Source organism: Pseudomonas sp. ML2-2023-3 (assembly GCF_037055275.1).
Lineage (GTDB): Bacteria > Pseudomonadota > Gammaproteobacteria > Pseudomonadales > Pseudomonadaceae > Aquipseudomonas.
Genome location: NZ_CP146343.1, coordinates 880,655 through 898,668, shown reverse-complemented (window position 1 = coordinate 898,668; position 18,014 = coordinate 880,655). Strand labels below are relative to the sequence as shown.

Sequence of the window (18,014 nt, the reverse complement as noted above, 5' to 3'; positions counted from 1 at the left end):
CTTAGCCAAAGAACCAGTAGCACACCAAAATAGCGGCCACGACACCCGCCAGTTCAGCCAGCAAGGCGCAGCTCACCGCATGCCGGGCTCGCTGGATACCCACGGCACCGAAGTACACCGCCAGTACATAGAAGGTGGTTTCAGTACTGCCCTGCACCGTGGCCGCCACCAGCGCCGGGAAGCTGTCCACACCCTGGGTCTGCATGGTTTCGATCAGCAACGCCCGTGCAGCACTGCCCGAGAAAGGCTTGACCATCGCCGTGGGCAAAGCGTCGACAAAACGGGTGTCCCAACCCAACCACTCGACCACATGACGAATGCCGTCCAGGCCAAAGTCCAGGGCCCCGGATGCCCGCAACACCCCCACTGCACACAGCATCGCCACCAGATATGGCAGCAGGTTTTTTGCCACGTCGAAGCCTTCCTTGGCCCCTTCAACGAACGCTTCGTAAACCTTGACCTTGCGCAAGGCACCAATCACCAGAAACAACATGATCAGCCCAAACAGGGTGAGGTTGCCCAGGATTGAGGACAGGCTGGCCAGCGCCGTGGCCGACAGGGTCGCCAGCAGCGCCATGAAGCCGCCCAGGATCAACGCGCCAGGCACCAGGTACGCCAGCACCACCGGGTCCCACAGGCGCAGGCGCTGCACCACGGCCACCGATAGCAGCCCGACCAGGGTTGAGGCACTGGTCGCCAGCAGGATCGGCAGGAACACCAGCGTCGGGTCAGGAGCCCCTTGCTGGGCGCGATACATAAAGATGGTGACCGGCAACAGGGTCAGGGACGAGGCGTTGAGCACCAGAAACAGGATTTGCGCATTGCTGGCACTGGTCGGGCTCGGGTTGAGTTCTTGCAGGGCGCGCATGGCTTTGAGGCCGATGGGAGTGGCAGCGTTGTCCAGCCCCAGGCCGTTGGCGGCAAAGTTAAGGGTGATAAAGCCCAGCGCCGGGTGGCCGGGCGGGACTTCCGGCATCAGGCGCTTGAACAGCGGCCCCAGCGCCCTGCCCAGCCAGTCGACGATCCCGGCCTTTTCGGCAATACGCAAAAAGCCCAGCCATAACGTCAGTGTGCCGAAGAGCAAAATCATCACTTCGACCGACAACTTGGCCATGGCGAAGATGCTTTCCACGATCGCGGAGAAGATCCCCGCATTGCCCCCCACCAGCCATTGGGCGAGCGCCGACACCGTAGCGACGACGAAAAAGCTGAGCCATAGGCCGTTGAGCATCAAGAAAACTCCTGGAAGATGGTGCGAATGATAGCGGCCTACCCCCAGAAACAACAAACCCCGGCCTGGGCCGGGGTTTGTGGGAGTTGCACTACCAGGCGAGGTTACTCACCTTTTGGCAGGGCTTCCTTGCTGCGCCAGTGCGGCAGCGAGTTCCAGTAGCGCTCGCCCTTGGCGTCGTCGTACATGCCTTCCCAACGGGAAATTACCAGTACCGCCAGGGCGTTACCGATCACGTTCAGGGCCGTACGGGCCATGTCCATCACACGGTCAACACCGGCGATAAAGGCCAGACCTTCCAGCGGGATACCCACGCTGCCCAGCGTGGCCAGCAGCACCACGAAGGACACGCCCGGCACACCGGCGATGCCTTTGGAGGTGACCATCAGGGTCAATACCAGCAGCAGTTGCTGGCTGAGCGACAGGTCGATGCCATACAACTGAGCGATAAAGATTGCCGCGATGCTCTGGTACAGGGTCGAACCGTCAAGGTTGAACGAGTAGCCGGTCGGTACCACAAAGCTGCAAATCGCTTTCGGTGCGCCGTAGGCTTCCATCTTCTCGATCACGCGCGGCAGCACGGTTTCGGAGCTGGCGGTGGAGTAAGCCAGTACCAGTTCGTCTTTGAAGATGCGCATCAGCTTGATCACGGAGAAGCCGAACAGCTTGGCGATCAGGCCCAGTACCGCAAAGGCGAAGAACAGGATGGCCGCGTAAACCAGCACCACCAGCTTGGCCAGTGGCACCAGGGAGGCGAAGCCGAAGTTGGCGACGGTCACGGCGATCAGGGCAAACACACCGATTGGCGCGTAGTTCATGATCATGTGAGTGACTTTGAACATCGACTCGGACACGCCCTGGAAGGTTTTCACCAGCGGGTCGCGCAGCTCGGCGTTCAGGCTCGACAAACCGAGACCGAAGAGCACCGAGAAGAAGATGATCGGCAGCATCTCACCGCGAGCCATGGCCGCGAAGATGTTGGATGGGATCAGGTTGAGGATGGTCTCGATGAACGCATGTTCATGGGTGACCTCAGCCGCCGTGGCCGCATACTTCGAAATATCGACTGTGCCCAGGGTGCTCATGTCGATCCCGGCACCTGGCTGGAACACGTTGGCCAGCACCAGGCCGACCAAAATCGCGATGGTGGTGACCACCTCGAAGTAAATGATGGTTTTAAAACCGATACGACCGAGTTTCTTCGCATCTCCCACGCCTGCAATCCCGACAACCAGTGAAGAAATCACGATTGGGATTACGATCATCTTGATCAGACGGATAAAGATATCGCCGGCAGGTTGCAGAACGTTACTGATCCACCAGGCCTTTTCAGCACTGAAATGGTTGAGCAGCGCGCCGATTGCAATCCCGAGGACCAGACCAATCAGGATCTGCCAGGCGAGGCTAAGTTTTGCCTTCTTCATGTCATTACCCTTACTTCAAGTGGACTCGGGCAGAGGCTCAGAATAGAGCGCTCGAAAGCGCAAAAATCAGAAACCGCCACCCCCGTAGAAGGTCGCCCAAACCGAGCCAGAAAGGCTCTTTGGCAGGCGAAAAAAGGCGCAACTATTCCCATGCATGAGGTGGCCGTCTAATGCCGTAAACGCCTACCCTATGCCGAATCGGCATGGGTTTTGTCCGACAAGACCTCAAATCGCCCCCCCTGCGATTCCACAGAATAGACGACATAAGCGCCGTAGACCGGCTGTTTCAAGGTCTTTTTAGCCAAGAAGGGAGTGGCATAAAGCCGCATATATCCAAGAAATATCCGACAACACAAATCAGATATAAGTCCGGGCTATTTTTCTGTTTGTCGATATACGGTCGACGTTTCGAAGCACCGTTCAGGCCACATTTGTTTTCAAAAAAATGAACCCTGATAAGGCATTACGTATACCGGATGATTTTCTTCAGGCACAAAAAAACCAAGGCAAAACCTTGGCATCATTAAAGCCTGTAACCGGTTTCATACCCCTCGGTCGCCGCCTGTTATTAACAGGACAGCGACCACTTCCTTAAAGGATGGGGCGAACATGCCTAGCCTCGACCGCGACGACCAAAGATGAAGGACACCACAAACATGACCAGGAACACGACAAAGAGGATCTTGGCGATGCCGGTCGCGGTGCCCGCAATACCACCGAAGCCCAAAACTGCAGCGATGATGGCGATAATCAGGAAGGTAATTGCCCAACTCAACATGGTGATTCTCCTTATTACTGTGCGAAACAGGATGATGCCGCTTGTATAGCTCGATGCCCGATCAGGGCCTCAAGGTTGTGAACACTCAAAACACCCAACGTTCCGGTGCAGGTTGAGTGTTGGCTATTTGTGTCTCGTCCGAAGCCGCCAGTTCGTAACGGCCAGCGGAGTCAGTCACAGATCCGTAAGCCTTGAAATGCTGCTGTGGGGCGGCAGAGTGCAGAACGGTCGCAACGGGCTGCGGCGCGGCTTCCAATCGGCTCCACTGTTGACCACCGATCAATGTCACCGACAAGGCAAGGCTGGCAAACAAACCCTGCTGTAGATGCAATGACGAAACACGCATGTTGGAGAATTGTTGACGATTCATGTTCAAACTCCTGCCACCCGGTGGTCAATGTGTGGATAAGTCGCAAGCCGCGACGCTCTATACAAAGGTAATTGCAGGTGCCATGCCAGTTTTCGAATCGATATAAAACATATATAAATCAAATACTTAGTTGTTTTAAAAGGCCGCTTTTACGCGCATCCTGCACGATAGCCCCAATGCCCGTCGTGCGTTATGCACGATCCCGCTGCCACGCAAACCCCGCAGCCTCGCTCCGCGAGTCAGATGCTACGAGGGTAAATTCCCACGATCGATCAAGACCTGATATTCAGCCTATTCAGCTTTAAAATCAGTCAGTTACTCCGGGCAACAGACTGCCTTCAGTGCTAGCCTCGGAATGAATCCTGAAAAATCATGCAACTTGCCCGATTATTCCGACACTAACCAAGATCACTCATAAAGGAACGCAGGACATGGAATCAGCCAAAGAGCACCAGGGCCGCATTCTGCTGGTCGATGATGAATCTGCCATCCTGCGCACATTCCGCTATTGCCTCGAAGACGAGGGTTACACCGTTGCCACCGCCAACAGCGCGGCACAGGCAGACTCGCTCCTGCAACGTCAGGTGTTCGATCTGTGTTTCCTCGATTTGCGCCTGGGCGAAGACAACGGCCTGGATGTGTTGGCCCAGATGCGCATTCAAGCTCCATGGATGCGCGTGGTGATTGTCACCGCCCACTCGGCGGTCGACACCGCAGTGGATGCGATTCAGGCCGGTGCCGCGGACTATCTGGTCAAACCGTGCAGCCCTGACCAGTTGCGTCTGGCGACGGCCAAACAGTTGGAAGTGCGCCAGTTGTCCGCCCGTCTTGAAGCCCTGGAAGGTGAAGTGCGCAAGCCAAAGGACGGCCTGGACTCCCACAGCCCAGCCATGATGGCGGTACTGGAAACGGCACGTCAGGTCGCTGGCACTGATGCCAACATCTTGATTCTCGGTGAATCCGGCACTGGTAAGGGCGAGTTGGCACGGGCGATTCATGGCTGGAGCAAACGGGCCAAAAAATCGTGCGTGACTATTAACTGCCCGTCCCTAACGGCCGAGTTGATGGAAAGCGAGCTGTTCGGCCATACCCGCGGAGCGTTCACCGGTGCCAGTGAAAGCACACTGGGCCGGGTTAACCAGGCTGACGGCGGTACATTGTTCCTGGATGAGATCGGTGACTTCCCACTGACACTCCAGCCAAAACTACTGCGCTTTATTCAAGACAAGGAATACGAACGCGTGGGCGACCCCGTGACCCGCCGCGCCGATGTAAGGATTCTGGCCGCCACCAACCTCAACCTTGAAGACATGGTGCGTGATGGTCGCTTTCGTGAAGACCTGCTCTATCGCCTGAACGTAATCACCTTGCATCTGCCGCCGTTACGCGAGCGCAGTGAAGATATCCTGACCCTGGCCGATCGCTTTCTGGCCCGCTTCGTCAAGGAATACGCCCGACCTGCCCGGGGCTTCAGCCAGGAAGCCCGCCTGGCGCTGTCCAACTACCGCTGGCCGGGTAATATTCGAGAGTTGCGCAACGTGGTTGAGCGCGCCAGTATCATTTGTCCCCAGGAAGTGGTCGAAGTCAGCCACTTGGGCATGGCCGAACAGACCACACCCAATGCCCCGCGCATTGGTGCGGCATTAAGCCTGGACCAACTGGAAAAAGCCCATATCGGCGCCGTTCTGGCTACCAGCGAAACACTGGATCAGGCGGCAAAAACCTTGGGTATTGATGCCTCGACGCTGTATCGCAAACGTAAGCAGTACAACCTGTGAGCATCCGATGAGACTTGCGATCAAGCTGCGTACCCGTCTGTTCCTTAGCATCTCTGCACTGATCACAGTGGCGTTGCTCGGGCTTTTGCTTGGCGTTGTCAGCGTGATGCAGATGGCCAAGAGCCAGGAGGCTCTGATACGCAACAACTTCATCACTCTGGATCTGGGGCTCAAGCTGCGGCAGTCCCTGGGTGATCAATTGATCCTGATGCTGCGCAACAATCCAGACCCGCAGGCGCTGCAAGCCTCTAGCCAGGAGTATCTGACCCTGCTCGACGAGGGCATCGAGCATGAGCGCAAAAACGATCTGCACAGCGGCTTTGCTCAGGCACGCAAAGATTACGGCAGTTTTTTGGAAGCGTTCCATCAAGCCAATAGCGCGTCACTCAATCTGAGCACTGACAACGAACTTTCAAATCGCTTCAATCAGTTGCGCAATGGCCTGATCACCGAACACCGCCGAGCACTGGATACCATTTATGCCGCACAGGCCGCCGCCCGTGATCGCGCCATAATCATCGCTTCCCTGCTGGGCCTGGTCGGCCTTGCGGTGCTCATCATCGGCTTTGTTACCGCCCACGGCATTGCCAGGCGTTTTGGTGCCCCCATCGAGGCGCTGGCCAAAGCCGCCGACAATATTGGCAAAGGTAACTTTGAGGTGGTACTGCCGCTCTCTTCGGCCACTGAAATGAACCTGCTGACACGGCGCTTCGGCACGATGGCCGAAGCCTTGCGCCAACATCAGGCAACCAATATCGACGAGCTGCTGGCGGGCCAGCAACGGCTGCAGGCAGTGCTCGACAGTATTGATGACGGGTTGTTGATGATTGATCAGCAGGGTCGACTCGAGCATTTGAATCCGGTGGCACAGCGGCAACTGGGCTGGGACGAAAGCCGCCTGGGCCAGCCACTGGGCGAAGCGTTGCAACGCCCCGAACTCGACCAGCAACTGCAAACGGTGCTGCGAGGTGGCAGCCTTGAACGGTTACCGGAAGATTTGAGTGTCGACATCGAGGGCGAGAACCGTCTGCTGACCTATAGCCTGACCCCGGTCAGCCAACCCAAAGGTCCGATTCTTGGCGCGGTCATGGTGCTCCATGATGTCACCGAGCAACGCGCTTTTGAGCGTGTACGCAGCGAGTTCGTACTGCGGGCGTCCCATGAGCTGCGTACCCCCGTCACCGGCATGCACATGGCGTTCGGGTTGTTTCTGGAGCGCGCGCGCTTTGATCCGCAATCGCGCGAAACCGATTTGCTCAACACCGTAAACGAAGAAATGCAGCGCCTGATGCAGCTGATCAATGACCTGCTGAACTTCTCTCGTTATCAAAACGGCATGCAAAAGCTGACGCTGACCCCCTGTGACCTCGGCCAGATGCTCGAAGACGCACGCGCACGCTTCGCAGAACCCGCCACCGCGAGGAATATCGAGCTATTGGTCGAACTGCAACAGCCTCTGCCTGTGCTCAGTGCCGATCAAGTCCAGCTTGAACGTGTGCTGGATAATCTGCTGGACAACGCCTTGCGCCATACCCCCAGTGGTGGCCAGATCAGACTTCAGGCCCGGCGCCATGGTGAGCGGGTAATCATCAGTATCGAAGACAATGGCGAAGGTATTGCCTATAGCCAGCAAGGCCGTATTTTTGAACCCTTTGTGCAGGTGGGTCGCAAAAAGGGCGGGGCCGGGCTTGGTTTGGCGCTGTGCAAAGAGATTGTGCAACTGCATGGCGGGCGCATCGGTGTGTACTCGCGTCCCGGCCAAGGCACGCAGTTTTACATGGCGCTACCGCTACTGTAGCCCTCACGGGTTATCAGTGCTTTTGCGTATTCAACACTTTCAAGATTGCCGCACTCTCAGCATCCGGCGTGCCATCAAATAATGCAGGCCTGAAGTGCATTTGAAACGCGGACAACACGTGGCGAGTCGCAACATCCAGCTCCCCGGTTTGCGGCGTTTCGTAGCCCAATAACGCCAGTTGCTGCTGAAACCAGGTAATGCTCGGCACATTGCTGGCATACAGGGCTTGCTCACGGGCGACGGCTTGAGCATTTGGCCAGATACCAAAGCCTGCCTCGGCCAGTCGCTTCCAGGGGAAAAGCGGCCCGGGGTCCAGCTTGCGCAATGGGGCTATGTCGCTGTGGCCAATGATGTTGCGAGGGTCGATCTTGTAGCGTGTCGAAATGTCTTTGAGCAGTGCAATAAGCGACTGGACCTGACCTTCGGTGTAGGGATACCAGACCCGCCCTTGCGGGGTGTCACGAAAACCCTTGTTGACGATTTCAATGCCGATGGAGCTGGAGTTTAACCATGTCCGGCCTTTCCATTGGCTTTCACCGGCATGCCAGGCGCGCTGGTTTTCGTCCACCAGCTTGTAGATCGTTGGCGGGGTATCACCTATCAGGTAATGGCTGCTGACAGGACCATGGGTCAACAGCTCCAGAGAGCGCTCCAGAGAGGTCGAGGTGTAATGAAGCACCACAAACTGCACGCGGCTGTCGTAGTTGACCGACGGATGGCGGGTGTCCATGGGAGGGCCACTGGCACACCCGGCCAGCAAAACGATGGACAAGATCAACGTTAAAAATTTCATGGGCAAAGACAACACAGCTGAAAATTAATGATCAAGCATACCTCACTGCCCGTGTCGCGCAGCTGTACCAGGGCAGCGAGTTGAAACGAGCCCCCTGCTCGCGCACGAGCAGGAGGAAAGCGGCTATTTACCGCACACCAGATAAAAGCTTGTCGATGAGTCGCCCGACGGCCCATCGAGCCCCAGCATCAGGCCGATCACATTGACCTCTTCACGGGTCGGTTTACCCGACAACTTTGCCATGCCATAAAGCGTGTGCTCATAACTTGATTTATCATCGGCCGACACCACACAAAACTTTGGCACTTTTTGGAAGCTGCCGGGCCTCAACTTCACTTTATAACTGGCTGCATAATCGGGCTGACTGGAATATTCAATACGGTCAATCCAATAAGGCGACTGCGTTGCCAGGGTTCCATCTTTGTTGATATACGCTGAATACAGAGAAGTTTTATCCGCCGCATTAACCGCAATAGCGCCCACCAGTAAAACAAGAGCGGACAACAAGGAAATTAACGTTTTCATATATTACCTTTTGAGTCGCGCAGGGCACCACACAGCCTGAACACGCAGGCATGGCGCTCTCAATAAACATCCGACCTATAAACAGATGACAGTGCTGCGGCCACCCTTAGAGCAACCTGAAACAGCCTGTTATTTCATATAAGTCGCTCACCCTTCGCACGTCAAGAATCAACAAACATCATTAAGCAATACTGTTTAAAAACCGATAAGTACTACTGGGCAGCTGGAAAGCTATTACGACTCCCAGCACGCTTTGCTTAGATACTTTCAATCGACAGTGTTTATTTAAAGGATGAAGTCAGTAGTTGATGGACACGGATCAACGCCATTACGCCCATTAGCCTTGACCCGATACAGCGCCTCATCTGCCCGCTTGATCACGTGCTCGCTGCGATCACCCGCCTTGAACGCCGACACACCGATGGAGGCCGTCAGAGTCACAGGCTCGCCCTTGAAATGGAACGGACACGCCTCGATGGCCGCCCGAAGCCTTTCGGCCCGCTGCAGGCCGTCAGCCAGTGTTGTACCGGGCATCAGCAGCACGAACTCTTCGCCACCAAAACGGGCAACAAAATCGCTGGGAAGCAGGTGTTTGCGCAACTGTGCGGCGATGATCTTGAGCACCTTGTCGCCAGCCAGGTGGCCATAGCCATCATTGATACGCTTGAAGTGATCGAGGTCGAGCATGGCAATCAGCAACGGGTTGCCATGAACTTGCCACTGCTCCACTTCAAATTGCAGGCGCTCACCCCATGCCGCCCTGTTAGGCAGGCCGGTCAGAGGGTCTATCAATGCTTTCTGGCGCTGCTCCTCAAGGTGTTCGCGGTAGTCCTGGGCCTGCTGCTCCATGTGGGTTATGCGCTCGGCCAACCCTTGCAGGTGGGCTGAAAGCTCCTGTTCACGGGCATTTCGCTGTTGCTGGTGCTGATCCATCGTGCCCAGCAACCCTTCCAGGCGGTTTTCCAGAAGGTGCTTGAGGCTGTTCAGGTCAACGGCGTCTTGCACGCTGTTTTGCAAACCATCAACGTGCTCAAGCAACCGGGAGTGCAGGTCGTCCGCGGCAGACCGTCCTTCGGCATGGCCTTCACTGGCCGCCTGAAGGTTGTTCTGGAACGACTCAAGGCGCCCGTTGAGTTGCTTGAGATACGCTTCAAACTCATGCTGGCCGCTATCGGTAATGGCTAGCATCAAGACTGCAAGATCATCGAGAATCGGCAGTAATTCGTACCAGTTCAGTCCCTTTTCGAGACGCTTGCGCATGGCTTCGGCCTGCGGCCGGTGATGTTCGGGCAGGGATAGATCGTTGAGCAGACCGAGCAGTGTGGATTCAATATGCACCGCCACCGAACTGTAAGACGGCTCGGGGCTTTCGGGCAGGGCATAGACGGCGTCAATCTCACCCTCAACCGACTCGGGACTGCCCGCCATTTCAAGGGTGGAAGGCTCAGGCGGCACGTGGAGGACATTATTTTCAGCGTCGACCTGCGCGACAACGGACTCAAGCGCACCGCCCGGCTCCGGCTCCGGCTCCGGCTCCGGCTCTTCAGGCTCACCAACAACCTGCGGCTCGGGTGCATGGGACGAAAAGAGCTCGGCGTCGGCCAAAGACTCCGTCTTGGGCTGCGGGGCGTTGATGTGTGGAGAGGCCACTTCAACTGCCAGCCGCGGCTTCACCTCTGGCGAAGAGGCTTCAAGTGGTTTGGCAACAACCGGGGGCGCCATGATACGTGCCGGCTGCACCTCGGGAACTGCCGGCGCAGGTTCAGGGGGCTCGCCCTGGGTTTTATCGGCGTCGTGCCCCCCGAACAGCCGCTGCAACAAGCCCGGTCTGGGCGGTTCTGCGCCATTGTCTTGCTGCGCCAGAGCCTGTCCCTGCAAGCGGCTTAGCTCGTCAAGCAACAGCGGTATTTCACGGGCATGGGCCACCCGGTTGTCGAGCTGCTTGGCAAATGCCTTGAGCGGTTTGCTGACTTCACGGGGCAACGGCAAAGCTTGCAGTTGTGTGACCAGGGTGTTGAGCGCTACACCGACTTGCTCAACCCGGGTTTCGCGACGCTGTTCAGAGTCGAGGACAGCCTTTTCCAGACGAGGCAGCAAGGCGGCCAGGGCAGCGTCCATCTCATTGGTGCGCACCACTTCGCGCATTTCCTTCATGCACTGATCGACGGTGCGATCAGTGCCTTCTGCCGCCAGGGTGCTGCGTACCAGTCCACGGCGCAGCAAGTCGAGGCGTGCATTCCAGCGACGCTCCAGCTTGTCTTGCTGCTCAACACTTTTAAGGTATTTCTCTTTCCAGCGCGCAGCTTCGTCACTCATGCCAGGGGCCCACTGTCTGTGGGTCGCAAGGCAATCTGTGAATCAACACCCACCGAGCCTGGCAAACGGATATCAACCGCCACAGGCAAGTGGTCTGAAATAGGCTGGTCCAGCACCTGCACCCGCTCAAGGGTCAGGCTGGGACTGAGCAGAATATGATCAAGACAGCGTTGTGGACGCCAACTGGGGAAAGTGGCCTCCATTTGCGGTGCCAGCAACCCCAGGTCGCGCAGAGGCGATGTATGCAGCAGGTCGTTGGCATGGGTATTCATGTCGCCCATCAACACTTGATGCTGATACCCGCCAATCAGCTCACGAATGTAAGCCAGCTGTCGGGTGCGGGTTTTTGTCCCCAGCGCCAGGTGCATGACCACGACCACCAATGCATCTGGGCCATCACCGAAACGCACCAGAATGGCGCCACGACCCGCAGGGCCGGGCAAGGGATGATCCTCAATTGCACTAGGACGCAGACGACTCAGCATCCCGTTACTGTGCTGGGCCAGGCGACCCAGATTGCGATTGAGTTGTTGATACCAGTAGGGGAATTCGCCCTGTTGGGCCAGGTACTTGACCTGATTGACGTAGCCGGAGCGGTGGCTGCCACCGTCCGCCTCTTGCAGGGCAACCAGATCGAAGTCGCCCAGCAAGTCGCCTATGCGCTCCAGATTACCGGCCCGCCCCTTGTGTGGCAGCACATGCTGCCAGCTGCGGGTCAGGTAGTGTCGGTAACCTTGAGTGCTGTTACCGACCTGAATATTGAAACTGAGCAATCGCAGACGCCGATCATCCGGCATCCCGCAGGTTGCCAGATGGTCCTCATTGATCTGCGGTTCGTGCAGACCAACGATTCGCTCGCTTTTCCAGCGACGCACGGGGGCGGGCGCCGCTTAGTTCTTGGCGCTCGCCGCGCGCTCTTTGGCGATCAACTGATCGGCAACACTCAATGCGCCCTCAGGACCGCCGGCAGTGCCCAGGTCAAAGCGATACTTGCCGTTAACGACCATGGTCGGTACACCGGAGATCTGATAGGCCTGGGCCTTTTTCTTGGCATCCTCAACCTTGCCCTTAACGGCGAACGAGTTATAGGTGCTCAGGAACTTGTCTTTATCGATGCCCTCGCCTGCCAGGAACTCAGCCATTTCTTCCGGGGTAGCCAGCTTTTTGCCGTCATGGATCGCCTGGAAAACAGCCTTGTGAACCTTGTTTTCTACACCCATGGCTTCCAGGGTGATGAACAGTTGACCGTGAACATTCCAGATCCCGCCAAACATGGCAGGGATACGTACAAAGTTCACATCAGCCGGCAACTTTTCAGCCCAAGGGTTGATGGTTGGCTCGAATGCAAAGCAATGCGGGCAGCCATACCAGAACAGTTCGACAACTTCGATCTTGCCAGGCACTGCAACCGGAACGGCGCTGCTCAGCTCTACATATTGTTTACCCGCCTCAAGCGGTTCGGCAGCTTGAGCGGTCATGCCAAAAAGGCTGGCACTGACGAGAGCGGCGCTGAGAATCAGATTACGCATGCTTTACTCCTGGGCAGATAAGGTCGTTTCAACGTGACCTGTATTCAGACAGGCCCGCGCTGACTTGAGTTCGATAGTGTAACGGTAGACGCCATGAAAAAGGGCAGCCGAAGCTGCCCTTTGAGGTTCACATTCAAGGATTAAACGATCGTTAAGATGACCAGTCGTTTCAAGGACTGTCTCCACCGATCGTAACGGCCTTAGTGCAGACCCTGAATATAGCTGGCCAGCGCCTTGATGTCCTTGTTACTCATCTTGGCCGCAATGCCGCGCATGATCATCGAGTCACCATCGTTGGTGCGATCGCCTTCACGGAAGTCTGTCAGTTGCTTCTCGATATAACTTGCATGCTGACCGCCCAGATGCGGGAAGCCTGCAGCCGCGTTACCCTGGCCATCCGGGGAGTGGCAACCGGTGCATGCTGGCATGCCTTTCTCAAGGTTGCCGCCGCGGAACAGGGCTTCACCCTGGGCAACCAGTGCCGGGTCAGCAGCGCCAACCGAGTTTTTCTGGCTTGAGTAGTACGCCGCGATATCGGCAAGGTCCTGATCGTTCAGGTTTGTCAGCAGGCCGGTCATTTCCAGCACCTGACGCTTGCCGTCCTTGATTTCATGCAACTGCTTGAGCAGGTAACGATCACCTTGCCCGGCCAGTTTTGGGAAGTTTGGGGCCATGCTATTGCCGTCTGGACCGTGACAAGCGCCACACACAGCGGTTTTTGCCTGACCTGCAGCAGCATCGCCTACAACAGCGGTGCCTGCAGCCTGGGCAATACCGGTGACACCCAAGGTCAACAGCAGACTCACGAGTAATTTGTTCATCAGCTAATCCAACTACGGCTAAGGGTTAAAGAGTTATGGGCCGGGCTCACTCGCCTATCCACTGTAGGACAGATCGGTAATCCTCGACACTGCAGTCCATGCACAAACCACGCGGCGGCATCGCCTTGAAACCCTGGGTCACGTGTTGCACCAGCGCCTCCATACCTTGCTCAAACCTTGGCCTTACTGCTGGCCAGCATGGCAGACAATACAAACGCGGTTGTACACGGCTTCCGGATCCTGTGTAGCCTGAATGCTGTAACGTGGCCTCAAGACACCGGTAACTAGCAGCCATTTCGTCATAAAACGACCTTTTCAGGGTTGGGAGCTTGCTGCGTTCTAATGCGCAACCTGGTTTTTTCACTCCCGTGTTCTTCATCCTACGCTGGGACAAAGCGCACACAAAATCTGCGGCATTATATACTGGCGTCACTGAAACGGAAACGACACGCTCGCCGCGTCCATTCCTGACGCCGCTCACATCGGAAATCCCATGCAACTCAAGAACCCCATTCTAGGTCTGTGCCAACAGGCTACCTTCATGCTCAGCGCTGCCAAAGTCGATCAATGCCCCGATGACGAAGGCTACGAAGTCGCGTTTGCAGGCCGCTCAAACGCCGGCAAGTCCAGCGCACTCAACACTTTGACCCACGCCAGCCTGGCGCGTACGTCAAAAACGCCAGGGCGCACCCAGTTGCTGAACTTCTTCCAGCTGGACGAAGAACGTCGCCTGGTCGACCTGCCCGGCTACGGCTACGCCAAGGTACCGATCCCGCTGAAGCTGCACTGGCAGCGTCACCTTGAAGCCTATTTCGGCAGCCGTGAAAGCCTCAAGGGTGTGATTTTGATGATGGATATCCGTCATCCAATGACCGATTTCGACCTGTTGATGCTCGATTGGACCGTGTCGAGCGGCATGCCGATGCATATTTTGCTGACCAAAGCCGACAAACTGACGTACGGCGCTGCAAAAAATACGCTGCTCAAAATTCAGTCGGATATTCGCAAGCAGTGGGGCGACGCAGTCACTATCCAGCTATTCTCCACCCCTAAGCGCATGGGCCTGGAAGAGGCGTACACCGTCCTTGCACGCTGGATGGAACTGCCGAACAAAGGCGAAGAGCTGGTCGAGGCTGGCGAGTAAAAAAGCCGGGCAAAAAAAACCCCGGACTTCGCATGGGGGGAAGGAGGTCCGGGGTTCAAGTACTGGACCGCTAGGGCGGGGTCCAGATATCTGCCAACACTTAACACAACATTAGGAGCATTGAAGGGCTTCACCACCCATTCAATAAATCTGAGTGGTGATTGGCAGATTTAGTTCCCGGAGGCTAAAAACGATTTGGAATAAGCCCGCTTGCAGACCAGGCGCCAAGCCGTAAAAACGTGCAGTCGCTGCCGAGGCACGCAGGCTGCGAGCCCTTAAAGATCAACAAAGATCAAGGGCTCGCAGCCTGCGTGCCTCGGCAGCGACTACCCAGGCTCGGCAGTTTTAGTGCGCCTCATCCCAGTTATTGCCCACGCCCACCTCAACCACCAGTGGCACATCCAGCTTCGCCGCTTCGCTCATGTGCACACGTACTTCGTCGCGCACCTGATCCACTAGGTCTTCACGCACTTCAAGCACCAATTCATCGTGTACCTGCAGGATGACGCGGGCATCAAGGCCGGACGCACTCAACCAGTTGTCCACAGCCACCATCGCTTTTTTGATGATATCGGCTGCGGTGCCCTGCATAGGGGCGTTGATGGCCGTACGCTCGGCGCCTTTGCGCAGCGCAGGGTTTTTCGCGTTGATTTCCGGCAAGTACAGGCGACGGCCAAAAATGGTCTCGACATAGCCTTGCTCGGCGGCCTGAGTCCGCGTGCGCTCCATGTAATCCAGCACCCCCGGATACCGCGCGAAATAGCGGTCGATATAGGCCTGTGACTGTTTGCGATCGACACCGATCTGCTTGGCAAGGCCAAAGGCACTCATGCCATAGATCAGGCCAAAGTTGATTGCCTTGGCGCTGCGACGCTGATCAGTGGTGACATCACCCAGCTCAACCCCAAAAACTTCGGCCGCCGTAGCGCTGTGCACATCCAGATTGTTGCGGAAGGCATGCAGCAAACCTTCGTCCTTGGCCAGATGAGCCATGATCCGCAGTTCGATTTGCGAGTAGTCCGCCGCCAGCAGTTTGTAGCCTTTTGGAGCAACGAACGCCTGACGAATCCGACGACCTTCGGCGGTACGAATCGGAATGTTCTGCAAGTTTGGATCACTTGAAGACAAACGCCCGGTCGCCGTAACAGCCTGGTGGTAGGACGTATGAATGCGCCCCGTACGCGGATTGATCTGCTCAGGTAGCCGATCGGTGTAGGTGCTTTTCAGTTTGCTCATCGAGCGGTACTGCATCAGCACCTTGGGCAACGGGAAATCCTGCTCGGCCAGTTCAGCCAGCACGGCTTCGGCAGTCGAAGGCTGGCCTTTGGCTGTTTTGCTGATAATCGGCAAACCGAGTTTTTCGTACAGAATCACACCCAGTTGCTTAGGTGAACTCAGGTTGAATTCCTCACCGGCAATGGCAAAAGCCTCACGCTCAAGTGCAACCAGCTTGTCACCCAGCTCAACGCTTTGAATGCCCAGCAGGTTGGCATCTACCAGCGCGCCCTGGCGTTCAATACGCGCCAGCACCGGCACCAGCGGCATCTCGATGTCTGTCAGCACGCTGTTCAGGCCAGGAATCGCTGCCAGTTTTTCGTGCAGCACATGGTGCAGGCGTAAGGTCACGTCGGCATCTTCGGCAGCATACGGCCCTGCCTGCTCCAGGGAAATCTGGTCAAAGGTCAGCTGCTTGACGCCTTTGCCGGCTATGTCCTGAAAACTGGTGGTGGTGTGCCCCAGGTACTTGAGGGCCAGGCTGTCCATGTCGTGACGGCTGCCTGTGGAGTCCAGCACATAGGACTCAAGCATGGTGTCGAAGGCAACGCCCTGCACCATGATCCCGCACGCCTGATCGCCACCGATGGCGCAGTTGGCCAGGATATTCATGTCGTACTTGGCGTGTTGCCCGACCTTGGCTTTACTCGGGTCTTCCAGCAACGGTTTGAGGGCACGCAGGACGGTGTCGCGATCCAGTTGCTCCGGCACACCCATATAGGAGTGGGTCAACGGAATATAGGCAGCTTCGCCCGGCTTGACTGCAAACGAGAGCCCCACCAGCTGTGCTTGCTGGGCGTCCAGACCGGTGGTTTCGGTGTCAAAGGCAATCAATTTCGCATCGTTGAGCTTCTTCAGCCATACGTCAAAACGGGCCTGATCGAGAATGGTCTCGTAGTGCTGTTCATCCGTTGAGGCGGGCAGCTCTTCCTGCACGATCACCTGACCGGCGCGCTTGGCCTCGCGCTCAACATCGGCAATCCAGCTTTTGAATTCCAGCTCGGTGTACAGCTCAATCAGTTTTTCGCAGTCCGGCGCCTTGAGGTGCAAGTCTTCCAGGCCGATATCCAGCGGCACATCGACCTTGATGGTCGCCAGCTGATACGACAAAAATGCCATTTCCCGGTGTTCTTCGAGTTTGGCGGGCAGGTTTTTTGCGCCACGAATGGGCAGGGTCGGCACGATATCGAGCTTTTCGTACAGATCAGAAAGGCCACCGCCTACACCCACCAGCAAGCCAGACGCGGTCTTTGGACCAATCCCCGGAACGCCTGGAATGTTGTCGGACGAATCGCCCATCAGTGCGAGGTAATCGATGATTTGCTCGGGCGAGACGCCAAATTTCTCTTTGACGCCCTCGATGTCCATCACGCTGCCGGTCATGGTGTTGACCAGGGTGATGTGGCCATCAACCAGTTGGGCCATGTCCTTGTCACCGGTCGAGATAACCACTGGTCGGTCTGCTGCTGCGCTGCTGCGGGCCAGCGTGCCGATGACATCGTCCGCTTCAACGCCTTCAACGCACAGCAAAGGGAAGCCCAGCGCGATCACACTGGCGTGCAACGGCTCGATTTGCACCCGCATGTCATCGGGCATGCTCGGACGATTGGCCTTGTATTCGGCGTACATGTCATCGCGAAATGTCCCGCCCTTGGCATCGAAAACCACCGCGAACGGGCTGTCCGGATACTGCTTGCGCAGGCTTTTGAGCATGTTCAACACGCCCTTTACGGCGCCTGTCGGCAGACCCTTGGACGTAGTCAGCGGCGGAAGCGCGTGAAAGGCGCGGTACAAATATGAAGAACCGTCCACCAGGACGAGGGGAGCTTGGCTCATGAGCAGGATCAACCTTTTCGGCGAGTCCGGCGCTAGAATGTCCGGACCAATGACGACAAAGGGACAAGGTTATCATGCGTACACTCAATCGCCTGTTGCTGACCGGTTTGTTTGCATTCACTCCGCTGGTAACCTTTGCAGCCGATGAAGCAGTCACCGCCGATCCAGATGTAACCATTCGCACGGAAGGCGATAAAACCATTCAGGAATACCGTCAAAACGGTTTCCTGTACGCCATCAAGGTCACCCCAAAAGGGGGCAAACCGTACTTTCTGGTGCGGGCTGATGGTACTGATGCCAATTACATCCGTTCCGACCAGCCGGATATGCTGATTCCTTCGTGGAAAATCTTCGAATGGAAGTAGCGTCTTAACTTTAATTGGCGCCGCCTCGCAC

Annotated in this window: 15 protein-coding genes and 1 pseudogene; 4 read left to right on the top strand and 12 right to left on the bottom strand. The window is 56.7% G+C overall.

All coding sequences use genetic code 11. The features are described 5' to 3' along the window. Position 1: 1 nt before the first annotated feature. The 4 genes from V6P94_RS04135 to V6P94_RS04120 form a co-directional block, all read right to left on the bottom strand. Complete coding sequence (locus V6P94_RS04135; protein WP_133075112.1) at positions 2 to 1,231, bottom strand: nucleoside recognition domain-containing protein; 1,230 nt, start codon at positions 1,229 to 1,231, stop codon at positions 2 to 4. Positions 1,232 to 1,335: 104 nt separating this feature from the next. Continuing rightward, a complete protein-coding gene (gene gltP / locus V6P94_RS04130) occupies positions 1,336 to 2,655 on the bottom strand; it encodes a glutamate/aspartate:proton symporter GltP (RefSeq protein WP_133075111.1) in 1,320 nt (439 codons plus the stop codon). Between the two features lie 613 nt (positions 2,656 to 3,268). Further along, a complete protein-coding gene (locus V6P94_RS04125; RefSeq protein ID WP_019828122.1) occupies positions 3,269 to 3,433 on the bottom strand; it encodes a DUF1328 domain-containing protein in 165 nt (54 codons plus the stop codon). An 85-nt stretch (positions 3,434 to 3,518) separates the two neighbouring features. After that, on the bottom strand, positions 3,519 to 3,803 hold the full coding sequence (locus V6P94_RS04120; protein ID WP_133075110.1) for a hypothetical protein: 285 nt from the start codon (positions 3,801 to 3,803) through the stop codon (positions 3,519 to 3,521). Positions 3,804 to 4,234: 431 nt separating this feature from the next. Here V6P94_RS04120 and algB point away from each other — a divergent pair, with 431 nt between their 5' ends. Continuing rightward, a complete protein-coding gene (gene algB, locus V6P94_RS04115; RefSeq protein ID WP_133075109.1) occupies positions 4,235 to 5,581 on the top strand; it encodes a sigma-54-dependent response regulator transcription factor AlgB in 1,347 nt (448 codons plus the stop codon). A gap of 7 nt (positions 5,582 to 5,588) precedes the next feature. Then, positions 5,589 to 7,379, top strand: coding sequence for a KinB sensor domain-containing domain (locus V6P94_RS04110; RefSeq protein ID WP_133075108.1), 1,791 nt, complete (start codon positions 5,589 to 5,591; stop codon positions 7,377 to 7,379). 13 nt (positions 7,380 to 7,392) lie between these two features. Here V6P94_RS04110 and V6P94_RS04105 read toward each other — a convergent pair whose 3' ends face one another. From V6P94_RS04105 to V6P94_RS04075, 7 genes and pseudogenes are all read right to left on the bottom strand, one after another. Then, on the bottom strand, positions 7,393 to 8,172 hold the full coding sequence (locus tag V6P94_RS04105; RefSeq protein WP_133075107.1) for an N-acetylmuramoyl-L-alanine amidase: 780 nt from the start codon (positions 8,170 to 8,172) through the stop codon (positions 7,393 to 7,395). Positions 8,173 to 8,295: 123 nt separating this feature from the next. Beyond that, positions 8,296 to 8,697, bottom strand: a complete 402-nt coding sequence (locus tag V6P94_RS04100) for a hypothetical protein (RefSeq protein WP_133075106.1) — start codon at positions 8,695 to 8,697, stop codon at positions 8,296 to 8,298. 285 nt (positions 8,698 to 8,982) lie between these two features. Beyond that, positions 8,983 to 11,013 carry a diguanylate cyclase gene (locus V6P94_RS04095; protein ID WP_338649035.1) on the bottom strand — a complete coding sequence of 677 codons (2,031 nt, stop codon included), beginning with the start codon at positions 11,011 to 11,013 and terminating at the stop codon, positions 8,983 to 8,985. Beyond that, positions 11,010 to 11,888, bottom strand: a complete 879-nt coding sequence (locus V6P94_RS04090; RefSeq protein ID WP_133075104.1) for an endonuclease/exonuclease/phosphatase family protein — start codon at positions 11,886 to 11,888, stop codon at positions 11,010 to 11,012. Before V6P94_RS04090 ends, V6P94_RS04095 begins: the two co-directional genes overlap by 4 nt. Before the next feature lie 15 nt (positions 11,889 to 11,903). Continuing rightward, positions 11,904 to 12,542, bottom strand: coding sequence for a thiol:disulfide interchange protein DsbA/DsbL (locus V6P94_RS04085; RefSeq protein ID WP_133075103.1), 639 nt, complete (start codon positions 12,540 to 12,542; stop codon positions 11,904 to 11,906). A 200-nt stretch (positions 12,543 to 12,742) separates the two neighbouring features. Continuing rightward, complete coding sequence (locus tag V6P94_RS04080) at positions 12,743 to 13,363, bottom strand: cytochrome c (protein WP_133075102.1); 621 nt, start codon at positions 13,361 to 13,363, stop codon at positions 12,743 to 12,745. Between the two features lie 46 nt (positions 13,364 to 13,409). After that, positions 13,410 to 13,666: pseudogene (locus V6P94_RS04075) on the bottom strand (c-type cytochrome). Between the two features lie 190 nt (positions 13,667 to 13,856). Between V6P94_RS04075 and yihA the strand changes: the two are divergent. Further along, positions 13,857 to 14,507, top strand: a complete 651-nt coding sequence (gene yihA, locus V6P94_RS04070) for a ribosome biogenesis GTP-binding protein YihA/YsxC (RefSeq protein ID WP_019828135.1) — start codon at positions 13,857 to 13,859, stop codon at positions 14,505 to 14,507. Between the two features lie 345 nt (positions 14,508 to 14,852). Here yihA and polA read toward each other — a convergent pair whose 3' ends face one another. After that, on the bottom strand, positions 14,853 to 17,618 hold the full coding sequence (gene polA / locus V6P94_RS04065) for a DNA polymerase I (RefSeq protein WP_133075101.1): 2,766 nt from the start codon (positions 17,616 to 17,618) through the stop codon (positions 14,853 to 14,855). A gap of 74 nt (positions 17,619 to 17,692) precedes the next feature. Here polA and V6P94_RS04060 point away from each other — a divergent pair, with 74 nt between their 5' ends. Beyond that, entirely contained in the window at positions 17,693 to 17,983 is a 291-nt protein-coding gene (locus V6P94_RS04060; RefSeq protein ID WP_019828138.1) for a DUF2782 domain-containing protein, read from the top strand. Positions 17,984 to 18,014: the final 31 nt, after the last annotated feature.